The organism is candidate division WOR-3 bacterium, assembly GCA_039801245.1.
Taxonomy (GTDB): Bacteria; Hydrothermota; Tepidihabitantia; order Tepidihabitantales; family Tepidihabitantaceae; genus JAOABP01.
Genome location: JBDRUF010000007.1, coordinates 1 through 15,362, shown reverse-complemented (window position 1 = coordinate 15,362; position 15,362 = coordinate 1). Strand labels below are relative to the sequence as shown.

At 51.5% G+C, this 15,362-nt stretch carries 15 protein-coding genes; 3 read left to right on the top strand and 12 right to left on the bottom strand.

The annotated features are described in order from the left end of the window. The 5 genes from serS to ABIK47_01845 are packed head-to-tail and all read right to left on the bottom strand — an operon-like array spanning position 1 to position 4,055. Positions 1-1,254, bottom strand: coding sequence for a serine--tRNA ligase (gene serS / locus ABIK47_01865; protein MEO0019372.1), 1,254 nt, complete (start codon positions 1,252-1,254; stop codon positions 1-3). Positions 1,255-1,298: 44 nt separating this feature from the next. Then, complete coding sequence (locus ABIK47_01860; GenBank protein MEO0019371.1) at positions 1,299-2,135, bottom strand: radical SAM protein; 837 nt, start codon at positions 2,133-2,135, stop codon at positions 1,299-1,301. Further along, positions 2,080-2,676: a riboflavin synthase gene (locus tag ABIK47_01855; protein MEO0019370.1), complete on the bottom strand. Its 597-nt coding sequence runs from the start codon at positions 2,674-2,676 to the stop codon at positions 2,080-2,082. Before ABIK47_01855 ends, ABIK47_01860 begins: the two co-directional genes overlap by 56 nt. Next, positions 2,657-3,757, bottom strand: a complete 1,101-nt coding sequence (gene ribD, locus ABIK47_01850; GenBank protein ID MEO0019369.1) for a bifunctional diaminohydroxyphosphoribosylaminopyrimidine deaminase/5-amino-6-(5-phosphoribosylamino)uracil reductase RibD — start codon at positions 3,755-3,757, stop codon at positions 2,657-2,659. The genes ABIK47_01855 and ribD overlap by 20 nt, the downstream gene beginning before the upstream one ends. A 4-nt stretch (positions 3,758-3,761) precedes the next feature. After that, entirely contained in the window at positions 3,762-4,055 is a 294-nt protein-coding gene (locus ABIK47_01845) for an acylphosphatase (GenBank protein ID MEO0019368.1), read from the bottom strand. Positions 4,056-4,367: 312 nt separating this feature from the next. Between ABIK47_01845 and murA the strand changes: the two genes are divergently transcribed. The 3 genes from murA to ABIK47_01830 are packed head-to-tail and all read left to right on the top strand — an operon-like array spanning position 4,368 to position 8,003. Beyond that, positions 4,368-5,630 (top strand): UDP-N-acetylglucosamine 1-carboxyvinyltransferase, encoded by a 1,263-nt coding sequence (murA, locus tag ABIK47_01840; protein MEO0019367.1) that lies wholly within the window; start codon positions 4,368-4,370, stop codon positions 5,628-5,630. Further along, positions 5,617-6,684, top strand: coding sequence for a flavodoxin-dependent (E)-4-hydroxy-3-methylbut-2-enyl-diphosphate synthase (ispG, locus tag ABIK47_01835; GenBank protein ID MEO0019366.1), 1,068 nt, complete (start codon positions 5,617-5,619; stop codon positions 6,682-6,684). Before murA ends, ispG begins: the two co-directional genes overlap by 14 nt. Before the next feature lie 59 nt (positions 6,685-6,743). Continuing rightward, the gene (locus ABIK47_01830) at positions 6,744-8,003 is read left to right on the top strand and encodes a carcinine hydrolase/isopenicillin-N N-acyltransferase family protein (protein MEO0019365.1); all 1,260 of its coding nucleotides are present in this window, start codon (positions 6,744-6,746) and stop codon (positions 8,001-8,003) included. On the opposite strand, the gene ABIK47_01825 is transcribed toward ABIK47_01830, so the two are convergent. Genes ABIK47_01825 through ABIK47_01795 form a run of 7 tightly spaced genes read right to left on the bottom strand, consistent with a single transcriptional unit; the run spans position 7,980 to position 15,241 of the window. After that, positions 7,980-8,765 carry an acyl-CoA dehydratase activase gene (locus ABIK47_01825; protein MEO0019364.1) on the bottom strand — a complete coding sequence of 262 codons (786 nt, stop codon included), beginning with the start codon at positions 8,763-8,765 and terminating at the stop codon, positions 7,980-7,982. The genes ABIK47_01830 and ABIK47_01825 overlap by 24 nt on opposite strands. Next, positions 8,746-9,837, bottom strand: a complete 1,092-nt coding sequence (locus ABIK47_01820) for a uroporphyrinogen decarboxylase family protein (GenBank protein MEO0019363.1) — start codon at positions 9,835-9,837, stop codon at positions 8,746-8,748. Before ABIK47_01820 ends, ABIK47_01825 begins: the two co-directional genes overlap by 20 nt. Then, positions 9,822-11,216, bottom strand: coding sequence for a 2-hydroxyacyl-CoA dehydratase family protein (locus tag ABIK47_01815; GenBank protein MEO0019362.1), 1,395 nt, complete (start codon positions 11,214-11,216; stop codon positions 9,822-9,824). Before ABIK47_01815 ends, ABIK47_01820 begins: the two co-directional genes overlap by 16 nt. Then, complete coding sequence (locus ABIK47_01810) at positions 11,213-12,325, bottom strand: 2-hydroxyacyl-CoA dehydratase family protein (protein ID MEO0019361.1); 1,113 nt, start codon at positions 12,323-12,325, stop codon at positions 11,213-11,215. The genes ABIK47_01815 and ABIK47_01810 overlap by 4 nt, the downstream gene beginning before the upstream one ends. Next, positions 12,316-13,542, bottom strand: a complete 1,227-nt coding sequence (locus ABIK47_01805) for an ASKHA domain-containing protein (GenBank protein ID MEO0019360.1) — start codon at positions 13,540-13,542, stop codon at positions 12,316-12,318. Before ABIK47_01805 ends, ABIK47_01810 begins: the two co-directional genes overlap by 10 nt. A 58-nt stretch (positions 13,543-13,600) precedes the next feature. Next, positions 13,601-14,602, bottom strand: coding sequence for a uroporphyrinogen decarboxylase family protein (locus tag ABIK47_01800; GenBank protein MEO0019359.1), 1,002 nt, complete (start codon positions 14,600-14,602; stop codon positions 13,601-13,603). Continuing rightward, positions 14,603-15,241 (bottom strand): corrinoid protein, encoded by a 639-nt coding sequence (locus ABIK47_01795; protein MEO0019358.1) that lies wholly within the window; start codon positions 15,239-15,241, stop codon positions 14,603-14,605. Between the last annotated feature and the right edge of the window lie 121 nt (positions 15,242-15,362).

Below are 15,362 nucleotides of genomic sequence, written 5' to 3'. Positions count from 1 at the left end.
CTACTCGATTCGCTCCTGCCCGTTCATATAAGGGCGCAGGACCTCGGGGACAACAACCGAGCCGTCCTTTTGCTGGTAATTTTCAATAATGGCGATAAATGTCCTGGGTAGGGCAAGGGCAGAGCCGTTTAATGCATGAGGATAAAATGTTTTGCCATTTTTGCTCTTGACCCTGATTTTTGCCCTCCGGGTCTGAAACTCCTCGCAGTTGGAGATGGAGGAGACCTCAAGCCATCTTTTAACACCTGCTGCCCAGACCTCAAGGTCATAGGTCTTTGCGGACTGAAAGGCGATGTCCCAGGCGGCAAGCCTTTTGACCCGGTAGGGCAGTTTCAGCGCCTGTAAAAGGCTTTCCGCCTCAAGACGCATCTCCTCTAAGGCGTCATAGGAGGTTTCTGGTCTTGTCAGGCGGACAAGTTCCACCTTGTCAAACTGGTGAATCCGAATCATCCCGCGCACATCCCGCCCATAAGAGCCAGCCTCGCGACGGAAACAGGGTGTATAGGCAACAAGTTTTAATGGCAGTTGCGCCTCCTCAAGGCTCTTTTCCCGGTAATAGGCAACCAGTTGCGGTTCTGCCGTGGGAATGAGATAAAGCCCATCATCCTTCAGGCAGTACATCTCGGTCTCAAGATTGGGGAGTTGACCGGCGGCTTCAAGGGTAGGCACATTGGCAAGGACCGGCGGGGCAATCTCGGTGTAGCCATACTTGCGAATCGCGGTGTCAAGAAAGAAATTGATTAAAGCCCGCTCGAGGAGCGCACCCTGACCCTTGAAAAGGACAAACCTTGAACCGGCAAGCCTGGTAGCCGCCTCAAAATCAACAATCCCCAATGCCTCGGCCAAATCCCAGTGCGCCAGCGGCTGAAATCCAAAAACGGGTAAATCACCCCAAGTAGAAACAATCTCCTCCTCACCAGTTACCGAAGGATGAATCCTGTTGGGTAGAAGTTTTATAAGATTTTCCTGTTGAGCCTCAATCCTGTTTAGCTCCGTCTCAAGTTCTTTAATCTTATCGGAAAGCTCCCTTGCCGCTTGCAAGAGCTGTTCCGACCCCTCCTTTTTCTCCTTTTTGGCAAGGGCGACCGCCTCAGAAACCTCCTTCTGCTTGTGTCTTAACTCATCCCTTTCCTGCACGAGCGCGCGGCGCCTTTTATCCAGTTCAAGGATTGCCTCAATGTCAATCTTGCTTTTGCGCAACTCCAGGATGCGGCGCACCTCATCAGGGTTTTCCCTTATAAACTTCAAGTCCATCGGCATAATTCTATTTTAATCATTGTCCTGGTCAAACAAAGGAGTCAGAAAATCAACCTACCTTCAAGCCCTGACATCTTCAGCGCCCTTAATACTCGCTCCCGCAACCCGGCAACATAAGCCCTCGGTTCCAACAGCGCCCGTTCAAAGGCAAAAATGGCAGGTTTGAAGCCTTGAGCGAGTTTCGGTGTGATAATTGCCATTTTCGTGCCGAGGTAGTTCAGCTTGTCAATGAGAACCCGCTGGCAACCGGTGCGTTTGATGGCTGAGAGGACCGCGCTAATCTGCTCAAATGAGTCGGAAAAGTAGGGCAGAACCGGTCCAAAGAAGACGGTTGTTTCCACACCAGCCTGAACAAGCTCTGCGACCGCCTTGAGCCGGCGGAATGGTGAAGGTGCGTTGGGCTCAAAAATCGCACCTACCTTTTCGTCAATGGTTGTTATTGTCATCTCCACGCTGAAGCCCTTAAACCTTTTTAATAAATCCAGGTCACGCAGAACCAAATCGGACTTGGTCATCACCTCAACCTGATACCCAGAAGAGCCAAGAATCTCAAGGGCACGCCGACTCAAGTGAAATATCTCCTCTACCGGTTGATACGGGTCGCACACCGTTCCCAAAAGCACCTGCCCCGGTCTTTTCGCCTCTTTTAACAGGACCTCGGGCAGGTTTATCTTTGCCTCAACAAACGAGCCCCAGGGTTCATTGATGCCTGAATAGCGGAGCATAAAACTGGCATAGCAGTAAAGACAGCCATGGGTGCAGCCCAGATACGGGTTGAGACAGAAATCGCCGCCGGGAATACCGGTGCGGTTAAGTGCCGATTTACAGCGCCGGGTGCGAACCCTTTGACCGCTGGGCAGACTTGACAAGTATGTCATACTCAATATTGACCTTATCCCCCTGCCGGCGCTCTCCTAAAACCGTCTGCCTCAGGGTAAAGGGGATGAGATTGACCCGGAACTCCCCCCTTTCCACGCTAACAACTGTTAAACTCACACCCTCAATTGCCACCGAACCCTTGGGTACCAGCAATCGGCAACTTTCCTCTTTTACCCCTACTGTCCATCTCGTTTCGCCTGAGCGACGTTCAACCCTTTTTAAGATGCCAACCTCGTCGATATGTCCTAAGACCAGATGGCCGCCAATACGCTCGCCCATTTTCAGCGCCCGCTCAAGGTTGACATGCGCGCCAACAACCAATCGGCTGAGATTTGTTGACCTCAGGGTCTGGGCAACCGCCTCAACCTTGAAAAGCCTGCCGTTAACTGCCACTACGGTCAAACAGCAACCGTTGACAGCAACGCTTTCGCCCGGTCTCAACTCCGGGGCAAAATCTGCCGCAATCGAAAAAAGCCGGTTATCTCCCTGCCGCTCAACCCTTTTGACTGTGCCAATTGCCTCAACTAAACCGGTAAACATAGCCCTCAATCAAAATGTCCTCACCAAACTCAATATGGCGCACATCCTTTAAGATTAGCGCATTGGTTAGCGAGCGGGGCTTCATCCCCTTAGAGAAAAGTTTGCCCGGACCCAAAACCTTGGGCGCAATAAAGAAAAATGCCTTATCCACTATCCCTGTCTCGAGTGCTGAAGATACCACGGTTGCGCCACCTTCAATCAGAACCAGGGTGACCTGCCGGTGATAGAGTTCGTTTAAGATGTCTTCCCAGTTGAGCATCCCTTTTTTCTCCTGCCTGACCCGCACAACCTCACCACCGGCCCGTTCCAACCTCCGAATCCTTTGCTCCTGACTACTCGCGGTAAAAACCAAGACCCCACCTGGTTCAGAAAAAAGTCTCTCTTTGCCACTGGTTCGCAATGCTGAATCAAGGACAACCCGCAAAAGCCGCTTTTCCCGGTTGAGCCGGCAGGTCAGGCTCGGGTTGTCCTTTAAAACGGTGTTCACCCCCACCAGAACCGCATCTGCCATCAGGCGCAAAAACTGACCCGCTGCCCGTGCCCGCTCACCGGTAATCCATTGCGACTCACCATCAGCGGTTGCCATCATTCCGTCAAGGGTTGATGCCACCTTCAGGATGACAAACGGGCGGTGCTCGGTCATAAATGTAATATAAGCCTCGTTAAGACGCCGCGCCTCCTTTTCTAAGAGACCGGTCTCAACCTTTATCCCCTGCCGGCGGAGACATTTCACACCCTGGCCGTTAACCTTCGGGTTCGGGTCAATCATCGCAACCTTCACCTCTTTTACCCCTGCCGCAAGAATTGCCTCGGTGCAGGGAGGTGTCTTGCCCTGAAAACAGCAGGGCTCCATCGTCACATAAAGAGTAGAGCCTCGCCCTTCTCTGCCCGCATCACGAATCGCTTCAACCTCGGCATGAGGGGCACCAAACCTACGGTGATAGCCCCTGCCCACAATCCTGCCGTTTTTAACCAACACCGCTCCCACCATCGGATTGGGCGAAACCAGCCCACACCCCTTAAAAGCCTCCTCCAGCGCGGCCATCATAAAGCGCCGGTCAGCATCACTCCATTTTGCCATAAAATCACCGGTAATCTATCTGGAAATCGTCATACTCATGCAGATAATCGCTCCAGGTTACCGAAACATTCTGTACCAGCGCTCCTGGTGGACCCTGATGGAGGCGCTCAATGAGTTTCTCCAGTTTTCCCCTTTCACCTTCGGCGTTGACCTCAACCGAACCGTCAGGGAGATTGCGTACCCTGCCAGTAAGCCCTAACGCCCGCGCCTCCCTTAAAACGAACATCCGGAAAAACACCCCTTGCACCCTGCCAAAAACAAGGGCAACAAAACTTGCCTTATCACCTTTTTCGTCCATAAATCAAGATAAACTCAAAGATTCCCTCTGTCAAGAATCTTTGAGAAACTAAAAATTACATCTTTTCCTTCTTACAGCCCATATCGGTAATCCCTCCTGACAAAATCACCTAACCAGATTCTCGCCACTACCATCCAAACCCAACACAGATTTCCATCTTCGCCCCTTTTCCTTCGAAACCATTCTTCTGCTCGTTTACCAACACAACAGCCGGGGTGGTGGAGGGGACCTACCCTTTCAATAGTAAACAGGCGTGGCAAATGTGAATTCTACATCCGCTTGACTTTTGTCTCAATTGGTGAAAAATAATTTGTGGACCGTTTTGTTATCCGGGGCTCAAAACCGCTCAAGGGCAGTATTGCTGTTGCCAGGGCAAAGAATGCGGTTCTGCCGCTGCTCGCCTGTTGCCTTTTGACCGAAGAGACCTGCACAATCCACGATGTCCCTCTCCTTGAGGATGTAAATACTATGCTCAAACTCTTGAGGGCAATCGGCGTTAAGGTAGAAATGAAAAACCGCCAGGTGAAAATCACTGCCGCGGGAAAACTCAAAGCCGAAGCTCCTTATGACATCGTCCGCAAGATGCGGGCGAGCTATTATGTCTTAGGACCGCTCCTTGCACGGATGGGGGAGTGCCGCGTGTCTCTGCCCGGTGGCTGCGCCATCGGGCCAAGGCCGGTTGACCTTCATCTCAAAGGAGTTGCTGGACTTGGTGCCCGTATCAGAATTGAAAAGGGGTATATCCGGGCGCGGGCAAGGAGTTTGCATGGAAGCACAATGATACTTGCCGGGCACAAAGGTCCAAGTGTTGGTGCCACTATCAATACAATGATGGCGGCAACCCTTGCCCGAGGGACAACCGTAATTGAAGGCGCTGCCTGCGAGCCCGAGGTGGATGACGTTGCTCAATTCCTTAATGGGATGGGCGCAAAGATAACCGGTGCGGGCACACCGCAAATTAAAATTGAAGGCGTTAAACGACTCTCGGGCACCAGTCACACACCCATACCTGACCGGATTGAAGCAGGGACATTTGCTGTTGCCGCTGCGATCACCCAGGGAAAAGTTGAAATAACGGGCTGCGAGCCTAAGCACCTGACCGCAGTCATTGCCAAACTGCGCGAGATTGGCGCTCAGGTGGAGGCAGGTGAAAAAAGCATCTTCGTAGAGATGAAAGCCCGCCCCAAGGCAACGAAAATTTCCACCGCGCCCTATCCTGGTTTTCCCACCGACATGCAGGCGCAGTTCACCGCGCTTTTAAGCCTCGGAATTGGCACCTCAACTGTAACCGAAAATATCTTTGAATCCCGCTTCCTCCACGCCCTGGAACTCAACCGTATGGGCGCATCCATTGATATCATTGGTAATATGGCGGTGATTCACGGGGTGGAAAGACTTGAAGGGGCGCAGGTGATGGCATCAGACCTGCGTGCCTCAGCCGCGCTCGTCCTTGCCGCACTTGCTGCCCGGGGAAAAAGCGAAATCCTGCGCATCTACCACCTTGACCGCGGCTACGAAAGGCTTGAGGAGAAACTTAATCTCTTGGGCGCTGATATAAAACGTGTTAGAACCTAAAAAGCGGCGCAAAAGCATTCCGGTAACGGTTGGAGGGATAATCATTGGTGGCGGTGCCCCGGTGCGGGTCCAGTCAATGACAAAAACCCGAACCGATGATATCCCAAGAACCGTGCGCCAAATCAGACGCCTTCAAAGGGCAGGTTGTGAACTGGTGCGCCTTGCCGTGCCTGACGAAAAGAGTGCCTGGGCATTATCCGCAATCAGAAAAAAGACATCTATTCCCCTTGTCGCCGACATCCATTTCAATTATAAACTTGCCCTGATGAGCATCGAGGCGGGGGTGGATAAAGTTAGGATAAACCCTGGGAATATAGGTGCTCACTGGAAGGTTGGGGAAATCATCCGTGCCGCTCAAGACCGGAATGTAGCAATCCGCATAGGCGTCAACTCAGGTTCATTACCGAAGGGAATCGGTTCAGGTGTCCCCGCCCTCCTTAGAGCAATAGAACAGGCGCTAATCCCTTTTGAGAAACTTAACTTCCAGCGACTTATCCTTTCTGTTAAGACTACCAGCTTTAACGAACTGATTGCCGCAAATAAAGAATTGGCAACCCGTTACCCTTATCCACTCCATCTCGGTCTAACCGAAGCCGGTCCACCATTTGAAGGTGCCATCCGCTCAGCGGCAGCACTTTCCCCACTTCTATTTGCGGGAATTGGCGATACGATAAGAATCTCTCTTACCGGTGACCCGGTTCTTGAGGTCATCGCTGGTTACGAACTCTTGGCAGCGTTAGGACTACGAATAACCGGACCGCTTGTCTATTCCTGCCCTGGTTGCGGTAGAACTATGGTTGATATTAACCGACTTACCCAGGAGGTAAAAAAGGGGTTGAAAGGAATAACTACACCGCTGAAAATTGCGGTAATGGGCTGCGTTGTTAACGGACCAGGAGAGGCCAGGGAGGCTGACTTCGGCATTGCCGGCGGCAGGGGTAAGGGGGTTGTCTTTGCTAAGGGAATAGCGGTGCGCACCTGTTCTGAGTCCGAACTGAGTGTTGCCCTAATTGAAGAAATCAAGAAAAGAACAGGTGGAGGTTCACAATCATAAACCTATACCTTTGCCTTAACCTTTACATCATCGGCTGCACTATCGGTGCCTTCAGCCCATTGGCAACAAGGGAAAACCGCCCCATCCTGTGGAAGAATCGCGATGTTTCCAATCCTAATCAGGAGATGAGGTTCTTTTCTGGAGAGCGGTTTCGCTTCATCGCCAATGTCTATGCCGGTGAAACGCTTGATGTGTGGGCAGGAATTAATGAGGCTGGGTTTGCGATAATGAACTCCAACTCTTATAATCTCGGGGGCGGTGGGGAGGACCGAGGAGGTGCGGATGATGGCACAATTATGCGCCTCGCTTTGGGTAGCTGCGCCAGTGTGGAGGATTTTGAGCGGCTCCTGGACTCGCTCAATCTGGTGGGAAGGGAAACCCCGGCAAACTTTGGCGTGTTTGATAACTCTGGCAAGGCCGCTATCTTTGAAGCCAGCCACACCTTCTATACCCGCTATGACGCCGATGAGGAATCATTGGGCTTTCTCTTACGCGCAAACTTCTCAATGTCTGGGGGTCCGACTCGCCTTTTGGGCAAAAATCGATTTGAACGGGCATTGCAGTTATGCATCCCGGCGGTTAAGGAAAGAATTCTTTCGGTTGAGTTCATCGTCAGGAATCTGTGCCGCGATTTAGGGCAGGTAGGGTTTGACCCTTATCCGTTGCCTTTTTTAAGCCGGGTTGAACCGCTGCCTTATGGGTATCTGCCCACCGAGACCACCATCTGTCGCAATCTGACCCGCTCAGTAGAAATAATGGTCGGTCCGCAACCCGGGAAAAACCCGAACACAAGTATGATTTGGGTCCTCTTAGGTGCGCCCATAGCCACCCTGCCTGTTCCTTTGTGGGTTAAAGGAGGAAGGCTTCCCAATGAGCTTGACGGAGACATCACCGCCCCCATATGCGACGAGGCACAGAGGTTAAGGGATTATCTCTATCCACTCCCTGAATTTCCTAATGCGATAAACACCTTCCGTCTCGCCAGCTGGCTGGAGCATATTGCCCCGGTGGAGTCAATGATTTTCAATATTGTCACCTACCACGAAAGCCTCTGGGCGGAGTCCGGTCCAGATTCGATGAGCGCTGCCCGACTGTCAAGTGAAATCTGCACCCTTGTGCTCAGAACCTATCAGGAGTTCTGGGACAAAATTCAACCAAGCCATTTCCCGCTGACCCGCTTCTCAACCCCAACCTTTACCTTCACCTCATCCTCATCCTTCTTTGATGTAGCGGGCAGAAAAGCAACCCCGCCCATTGCCGATGGAGTCTATTTTCTCTACACCGAAAAGCAACCGCTAAGGGTGATTATCCTCCGCTGACCCAAGAAGCGCCGCCCCTAATGCCGCAACCAGCATCGGCATCTTTGCCACTGCCACCGGCAGGCCAAGCGTCCTTTCAAGAGCAACCATCATCCCCTCGTTTAAGGCTGTGCCCCCAGCAAACACCACCTCCGGTTTAATCTCCAGGCGCGCGGCCATATTCACCACCCTTGCTGCCAGTGCCTGATGCAGGCCAGCAATAATATCCTCTCTTGGCGTATCCGCAGCAACCAAGGAAAGAATCTCTGACTCTGCCATCACCACACACAGGCTTGAAAGTAAAACCGGCCTTTGCGAACTTAGACTTAGGCGACCAAACTCTTCAATTGGTATCTCGAGGGAGCGGGCAATAAACTCCAGAAAACTACCCGTGCCCGCTGCACACCGGTCGTTCATCTGAAACCCATCCACCCCTCCTTCTTCATTTAATGTCAATACCTTGGAATCCTGACCCCCGATATCAATCACGGTACGACACGAAGGATGCCAATATCTAACACCCCACGCAGTAGCAGTTATCTCGGTGACAACCTTAGTAGTAAAATTAAGGGCATGTCGGGCATAACCAGTGGCAACAACCTCCTTGACTTCGGTCATTTCTATCCCCGCATCTCGGAGACATTGATTGAATGCCTTTTCTCCCTGCTTCTTTGGATTCATCCCGGTGCGTGTAACCAAAAAAGCCCTTATCTCCCCGGCATCCGCATCATATAAAACCACTTTGGTATTAACTGAACCGACATCAATCCCTGCGATGAGCATAATAACCTCCTGTTTTTAACCCCTTGGGAAAATCATAAATGCCCACCCGCTTTGCGGTCTGCACAAAAGTTAAGACATTCTCCCTCGGGGTTCCTAACGGAACCTCGCACCCTGTTGCCGCCACATAGCCACGCGGACAGGTCTTACCTAATATAAGCATTTTTTGTACCAGTTCCGCAACCTCATTTGATGTCCCCAACAACAAGTCTGAAGTATCAAAATTGCCGACAATCCGCACACGCCCACCCGCGACTCTCACCGCCTTTTCAAGTTCAATTTTATCCACACTGATTAAATCGGCACCAGTTTCCGGCATCAGGTTGATAATTTCTGAAGTATCACCGCAGATATGCAGAATTACATCAAGGTCATACCGATGCCAGAAATCAATTACCGCCTTCTCAAACGGCAGTGCAAACTCTTGATACTGAGTTGGGCCCAAAACACTACCTGAAGCCAGAGGGTCAACAAGGATTGGCAGTGCGCCCTGCCTTATTACCTTTCGCGAAAATGAAAGGACCGCATTAAGCGCATATGTCAGGAGTAAGTTTATTAGGTCTGGACACTCAATGAGACCCAAGAGAAATTCCTCAGGGTCAATGAGTTGCTGGGCAGTAGTAAATGGTGCCGGAATATAGGCAAGAATTGGCACCCGGTCACCTATCGCCTCATAGGCGTAATGAATCGCATCAAGGTAAACCGTCAATCTTCCCGCAACGCTTTCGTAGTTGCCTGCGGAGTGTAGGAGCTGTTTTACCGCATCGTCCAGGCTGAGCCATTTCGGTCGAGAAAGAACCGGCAGGTCATCTTCAGGATAGAAATACTCCGAACCTAACCCTTCGGCGATTATCCCCACCTCAGAGAAGATGGAGATAAAGTCGGTTTGATAAAACTCCCGTGCTTGTAATTGACACTTTGCCATGGTCTCGCCATCAGTGTAATAAGACCGCAAAGGCACACCAGAGTGAACTGCAGCGTAGGATGTGAGTAATGGAAAGACCGGGACCCGGTCCTGAACCTCATCAATAACCAAAAGCCCGAACCTCTCCCTTGGTGTCAGGATTTCTGGCATCTTTTACTCCGCACAAGTTCCATAAAAGCCTCTATCCTCGTTATAGTTTGGCGGTCAATCTCCCCTTTAGGTGGGGCAACGTCAAACTCAAGAAGGGGTATTTTAAGCCGCTGTTTGATGTGAGTGGCAATCAGTTTTGACTCTAAGGCACAGTGGGAGCCACCCAAGATTGCGGAAACAATTACACCTTCGGCTTTTCTCATTTCTGCCTGCGCTATCAACAAATCTGCCCGTTCTCTTGAAGTCCCGTTTAACGAACCGGCAAGCATAGACCGGGCAATTGCTCCAAGTGGGTCATCTGCGTCTGTGTCAATTATGGTCAATGCCTGATTTATCACATATTCGGTTGCCACCACCCGCGCCCCGAGTTCCTCAACATAGGGGAGAAGAAGCGGGTCTGCCGGTGGTGTAAGCCAGGCGAGGCGGAGGGAATCGGGTTTCAAGATGGGTAAATTGCCTTTCAGACGGTATTCTGCAGTTGCAAGCAGGTGTTCAAGAATTGCGGTCCATTCGGTTATGTCTGAGTAGTAATGAAGACAGCCAAATTCAATCATCATCGTCTCTAAAGCAGGCAATGTGCAATTCTCATAGGCGAGTGAGCGGAGCCGGTGGGTAAGCTGGCGAACACGGTTTGACCGCTCAATTCCATTAAGAAGTAGGGTTTCGGTCATTTTTGTACCGGTTAGTTGTTCAAGTGCCGTAATGACCCGCCGGTATTCCTCGGTCAGTAATTGGGTCAATTGTGCTGTTTCACCACAAATTCGCAGTGGTGTTTCCACCCATATTACCTTGCCGAACATTTTCGCCACCAGGCTCTCAACCCCTGAGTAGTCATCGCAGGAGGCACCGGTAGCGCAAATAATCAAATCCGGGTCAGGGAAATAACTGTGTTTGGCAAATGCGCCTAAGGCTGCCCGGGAAAAACAGGTTGCCTCACCGATGCCAAGTTGGGCAGCCGCATCTAAGAGAACCTTGCTCTCCATCGCAAAGGGTGTCCACCACCAGCAGTCCGGATAAAAGGCAACACAATCAGGAAATGAGTTGACGATGACCGCGAGCGGTCCTAAGTCACCCATCACCGCAATCACCTTTTTGCCCATTTGCCGGGCACGGAAGAGGCGTTCCGATTCGTTGTTGATAAAGCCCCAGAGGCGCAAGGCGGCAAGGGAGTTGTCAAACTTGAGCCGGCGCAGGTGCCGCGCGCCGTAAATGGCAAAGGTCTGGGGTGGAAAGAGGTATTTTGACCAGGGCTCGTTGTTGGGAGGGAAGTAGTGAAATTTTTCTATGAGTTCATCAGGAATCCTCTGAAACAGGTCGTCCCACTCGTCAAAGGTGATGCGCGCCGGTCTTGGGTCTTGATAGCCGTAATCAGCGGTCATTTTAGCATCTCTACAAACGCCTCAATCCGGGTGCGCAACTGCTCGCGGTTCGTTTGGGAGTAGTCACCGTCAATCTCTAATACCGGTAGTCCGAGGTTCTGCCTTAAAAACTTTGCCTCAAAGCGCCAGGGGTCGCAGTAAAGAAGTGTTTTGTAAATTATACCTTGAACCGCTCGCTCAAGAATCAACTGTTTTAGCTTATCATAAAGCAAATCGTTGGGACGGCGATAGGCGCAGGGGATGCGGTTAAAGTAAAAATGGGCGAGGCTGGTAAAAGGGTTGCCCTGCAGTTCAACGCTACCGGCAAAGAAGCGCGCACCGGTGCACACAACATCAGCGACAATATCAGCCCCTTCCTCAATCAGTTCAATCAAATCTCGCTCCTCTTCGGTAAGAATGCTGCCAGCGAGGAGAACCCGAGGTGCAGAGTAGTTAGATGTTGAGGTTGGAGTTGAAGAATGGCGGAGTAGCACCCTGCTTGCCTTTTGCGGCTCAAGGAGCCAGGCGAGAAGGGCAAGGCCAAAAATCTCACTTCCCTTGACTCGGGGCGGAACAAGGGCTCGCCCCTCGTCAATTTGGCTTATAGCCTGGCGGAGTGAGTTGTATTGTGTAATTGCTGTTAAAACCCGCTCCTCCTTTACCTCTGCGCCGGTTAAACCTGTCAGCCACGCTTTTAGCAGCATAATTTGGCGCTCAAACCCTTGAACCCGATTCGGGAACGGTTCGGCGGTTCTGGGAAGATAAAGCTGGAAGATGGGGATTTTTATATTGGCGCTGACCGCCTCGGGTAAACGGCGCATCATATCGCAGGTGTTGACAAAGACCAGGGCATCGGTCAGCCGGTAAAGCGGGTCGGTCTCAAATTTACCAAGACAGGACTTGCAGAACGGACAGGCATCAGGACGCAAAAAACGCTCGCCCCGCACCGATGAAAAATAATCGCCCCGCGCCAGCCTCACCGGAATTGCACCCGCAGCAAAAATCAACTCCACCGGCACATACTGGCAAAAATAGCCAACCACCTTTTTCCCCTCACCTTTAAGCCTCTTTAACTCCTCAATACGCTCAGCACGCAAAACCTCAACCTCTTCTCTTGTAATTAATGCCAAGGTGAAAACTCCATTGATTTGATAAACAGATCCTGAAAAACCGTATTGGTGGACAAAAGTATCTCCTCGGTAATAGCGGCAATCTGTTGTGTCGAAAGAAGCAGTTCCGGTTGCAGAGCGGCTCTCTTTGCCCCTGTTAATGCCAGGTCTGGATGCTGATAAAGCGATTTTACCATCTTGGGCAAGAGTCCGATTCTGAATGCGGATTGGGGATTTATCCCGTGTCCAAATCTGCCGGTTATAAAAACCCGCAAAGACCCTGGTGTCTCTTGTCTTATACTCTCCCACTCCTGAAGAAGGACCTTGATTCCAGCAGCGATTGCCGCCTTGGCAAGCTGCACCTCCCTGATATCAGACTGGGTCAGATAGACCGATTTTGAGCCCTGTTCATAAAGCACAAGCCGCTCCCCGTTCTTAAGCCTGCCCGATTTCGTAATCAAACCCGCCTTCAGCCCTTCGGCAATCGCATCCAAGACCCCTGAGCCACATATTCCTGTAGGCTCTAACCCACCTATCGTGCTCAGGTGCCATTTCCCCTGAGAAAACCGGCACGAGGTTATCGCGCCTGGCAGCGCAAGCGCACCGCAGGAGAGGGTTGCACCCTCAAAAGCCGGACCGGCAGCAGTTGAACAGGCAATGATGCGATTCTTATTGCCCAAAACCACCTCACCGTTTGTGCCCGCATCAATCAAAAGTGTTAACCCCCTTGACTTGTGAACACCGGCGGCAAGAATGGCACCGGTGCAATCACTACCCAAAAACGAGCCCAAGAGCGGCAGGGTACGCAAACTCAACCCATCCCTCCTTGCGGTAATCACCTTTTTCAAAGGCAATTTGGAGAGATAAGGGTAAACACCAAGACCCTTAGGGCTTTTGCCAAAGACAAAGTGCATCATCACCGTATTACCAACTACGGTCACAAACTTTCGTGGATCAATCCGGTTCAGGTGAATAAACCTCTTCAGGACATCGGTAATCCTAACCCGTCTAACCCGCCTTTCCTGGCTGATGCGGGTAATCACATCTGCACCGAACCTGATTTGGGGATTAAATATTGTTGCCCTGTGAACAACCATCCCTTTTTCTCTATCAACCCCATTAAGCGCAATTGTGGTTGTGCCAATATCGGCAACCAAAAAAACATTCTTACCTCTTCCTCGGTCATCGGTCATCTGTCCTCGGTCCTTCTTATCCCTCTGCCCTCCAATATCCGGCACCAGACACCTTCCACATTTCTCACACCTTCCGTTGCAAAACCTGGTTCTCAGCCGTTCTTTAAGTTCCATTCCACTCCCTTGCCGCATTCACCAGCGCCTTGACATTATCAACCGGTGCATCAACCGGGACATCACAGGCGCTGGCAAGGATGAGTTTGGGCAGACCCTTTTTCAGGCAATCTTCTCCAGCCCTGCGCACCTCCTCCGCCCTCCCCGTCTCCAATAACTGCGTTGAGACATTGCCCATTATCACCGTGTCCGCGCCCACCTCCCTGCGCACAAATGCCATATCCATCTCGTCAACACTCAAAATCTCCGCCTGGGTCTCCTTCATCATCTTAATGGTCTTTTGCGTATCACCGCAGATGTGCAGACCGGTCCAGACACCAAAACGGTGAATCTCCCTGACCAGTTCCTTTAAATACGGGAGGGCAAAACGGCAGAAATGGTTTTGGCTGATGATGCTCCCTGATGCCATCGGGTCGCCGATAAAAGGTATCCCACCTATCCTGACAATCTCCCCTGCATACCTTTTCTGATTCTCGGTCGCCAATCTCAGAAAAAACTCTGCCCTCTCTGGCTCTTCTACCAGATATTCCAGAAACCTCTCCGGTCCGCAGAGAAAACTGGCAAGGGAAAAAGGTCCTTTGAGCGAAACGAGTATAAAAACCTCATCCCCTGCCAGCCTTACCAGCCGCCTTGCTGCCTCAAGAACTACCGGCATTCTGCCATCCCTTTTCGGGTCGGAAACCCGCGCCCTTTCCCCTGCCGCTCCTTCCAGAACCGGTGGCTCATCATCCCCAATTGAAACCTTGCAGCCCATCGCCTCTGCCTCAACCAAAACATCACTAAATACCATTATCAGGTCATAGCCAAATCTTTGATAGGAGTGATAAAGAACCTGACTCAAAACCTCGGCATCGGTGATAGCCCGCGAGAGTTTTTCACCCGCAACCCGCGCAGCATAATTGGCAACAACTATCGGAAATACAACCGGTGGCAGAACCCTCTCCGCATCCGGACCCAAAACCTGCCTCACCCTCTTCTTTGCGAACCGCACCTATCCGATAAGCCGCCTGATTTCACCCACCGCGCTGGCGGCATCAGGCGCATAACCATCGGCGCCAATCCGCTCGGCAAACACCCTGTTAACCGGCGCACCACCAACCGCTATCTTCACCCTTTCCCGCAGCCCTGCCCTTTTCAACGCCTCAATCACCCTTGCCATATTGCCCATCGTTGTTGTCATCAGAGCCGACATCCCCAGGACCTGAACCCCATCCTTCACCGCATTCACAAACTGCTCTATCGGCACATTCCTGCCCAGATCAATCACCTCAAAACCCTCTGCCTCTGCCATCACCTTAACAATATTCTTGCCGATGTCATGGATATCACCCTGCACAACACCCAAAGCCACCCTGCCCCGCCTTTTTGCCTTCTTGGGTAAATGCTCCTTTAAAACATCAAACCCGGCATACATCGCCTTGGCAGCCAAGAGCACCTCGGGCACAAAATAGACCTTGGCGGCAAACCTCTCACCCACCAATCGCATCCCCTTTGCCAGCCCCTTTTCCAGCGCCTCATCTGCCGGAACCCCCCTTTTTATCGCCTCCTCACACAAAACCACAACCTCCTTTGGTTTGAGGTTCAAAACCGCCTCCTGCATCAGGGCAAACAAATCCTTCTCTGAATCCATTAGTAAATCATACCGAAGAAAAAAGCCAACTGCAACAAAAGCACAAATTTACCCCGGTGATTATCCCCCGGCAAAAACTGAACTCTGGCTAAATATCGCAATTTCGTAACTTAACCCTAAA

What these genes read in the sequence shown, in the direction of transcription:
- ABIK47_01825 (MEO0019364.1), bottom strand. Translation starts at nt 8,765, where the DNA reads ATGCTCATCGCAGGGATTGATGTCGGTTCAGTTAATACCAAAGTGGTT.
- ABIK47_01815 (MEO0019362.1), bottom strand. Translation starts at nt 11,216, where the DNA reads ATGACCGCTGATTACGGCTATCAAGACCCAAGACCGGCGCGCATCACC.
- ribD (MEO0019369.1), bottom strand. Translation starts at nt 3,757, where the DNA reads ATGGCAAAATGGAGTGATGCTGACCGGCGCTTTATGATGGCCGCGCTG.
- serS (MEO0019372.1), bottom strand. Translation starts at nt 1,254, where the DNA reads ATGGACTTGAAGTTTATAAGGGAAAACCCTGATGAGGTGCGCCGCATC.
- ABIK47_01820 (MEO0019363.1), bottom strand. Translation starts at nt 9,837, where the DNA reads ATGCCAGAAATCCTGACACCAAGGGAGAGGTTCGGGCTTTTGGTTATT.
- ABIK47_01845 (MEO0019368.1), bottom strand. Translation starts at nt 4,055, where the DNA reads ATGGACGAAAAAGGTGATAAGGCAAGTTTTGTTGCCCTTGTTTTTGGC.
- ABIK47_01860 (MEO0019371.1), bottom strand. Translation starts at nt 2,135, where the DNA reads ATGACATACTTGTCAAGTCTGCCCAGCGGTCAAAGGGTTCGCACCCGG.
- ABIK47_01855 (MEO0019370.1), bottom strand. Translation starts at nt 2,676, where the DNA reads ATGTTTACCGGTTTAGTTGAGGCAATTGGCACAGTCAAAAGGGTTGAG.
- ABIK47_01795 (MEO0019358.1), bottom strand. Translation starts at nt 15,241, where the DNA reads ATGGATTCAGAGAAGGATTTGTTTGCCCTGATGCAGGAGGCGGTTTTG.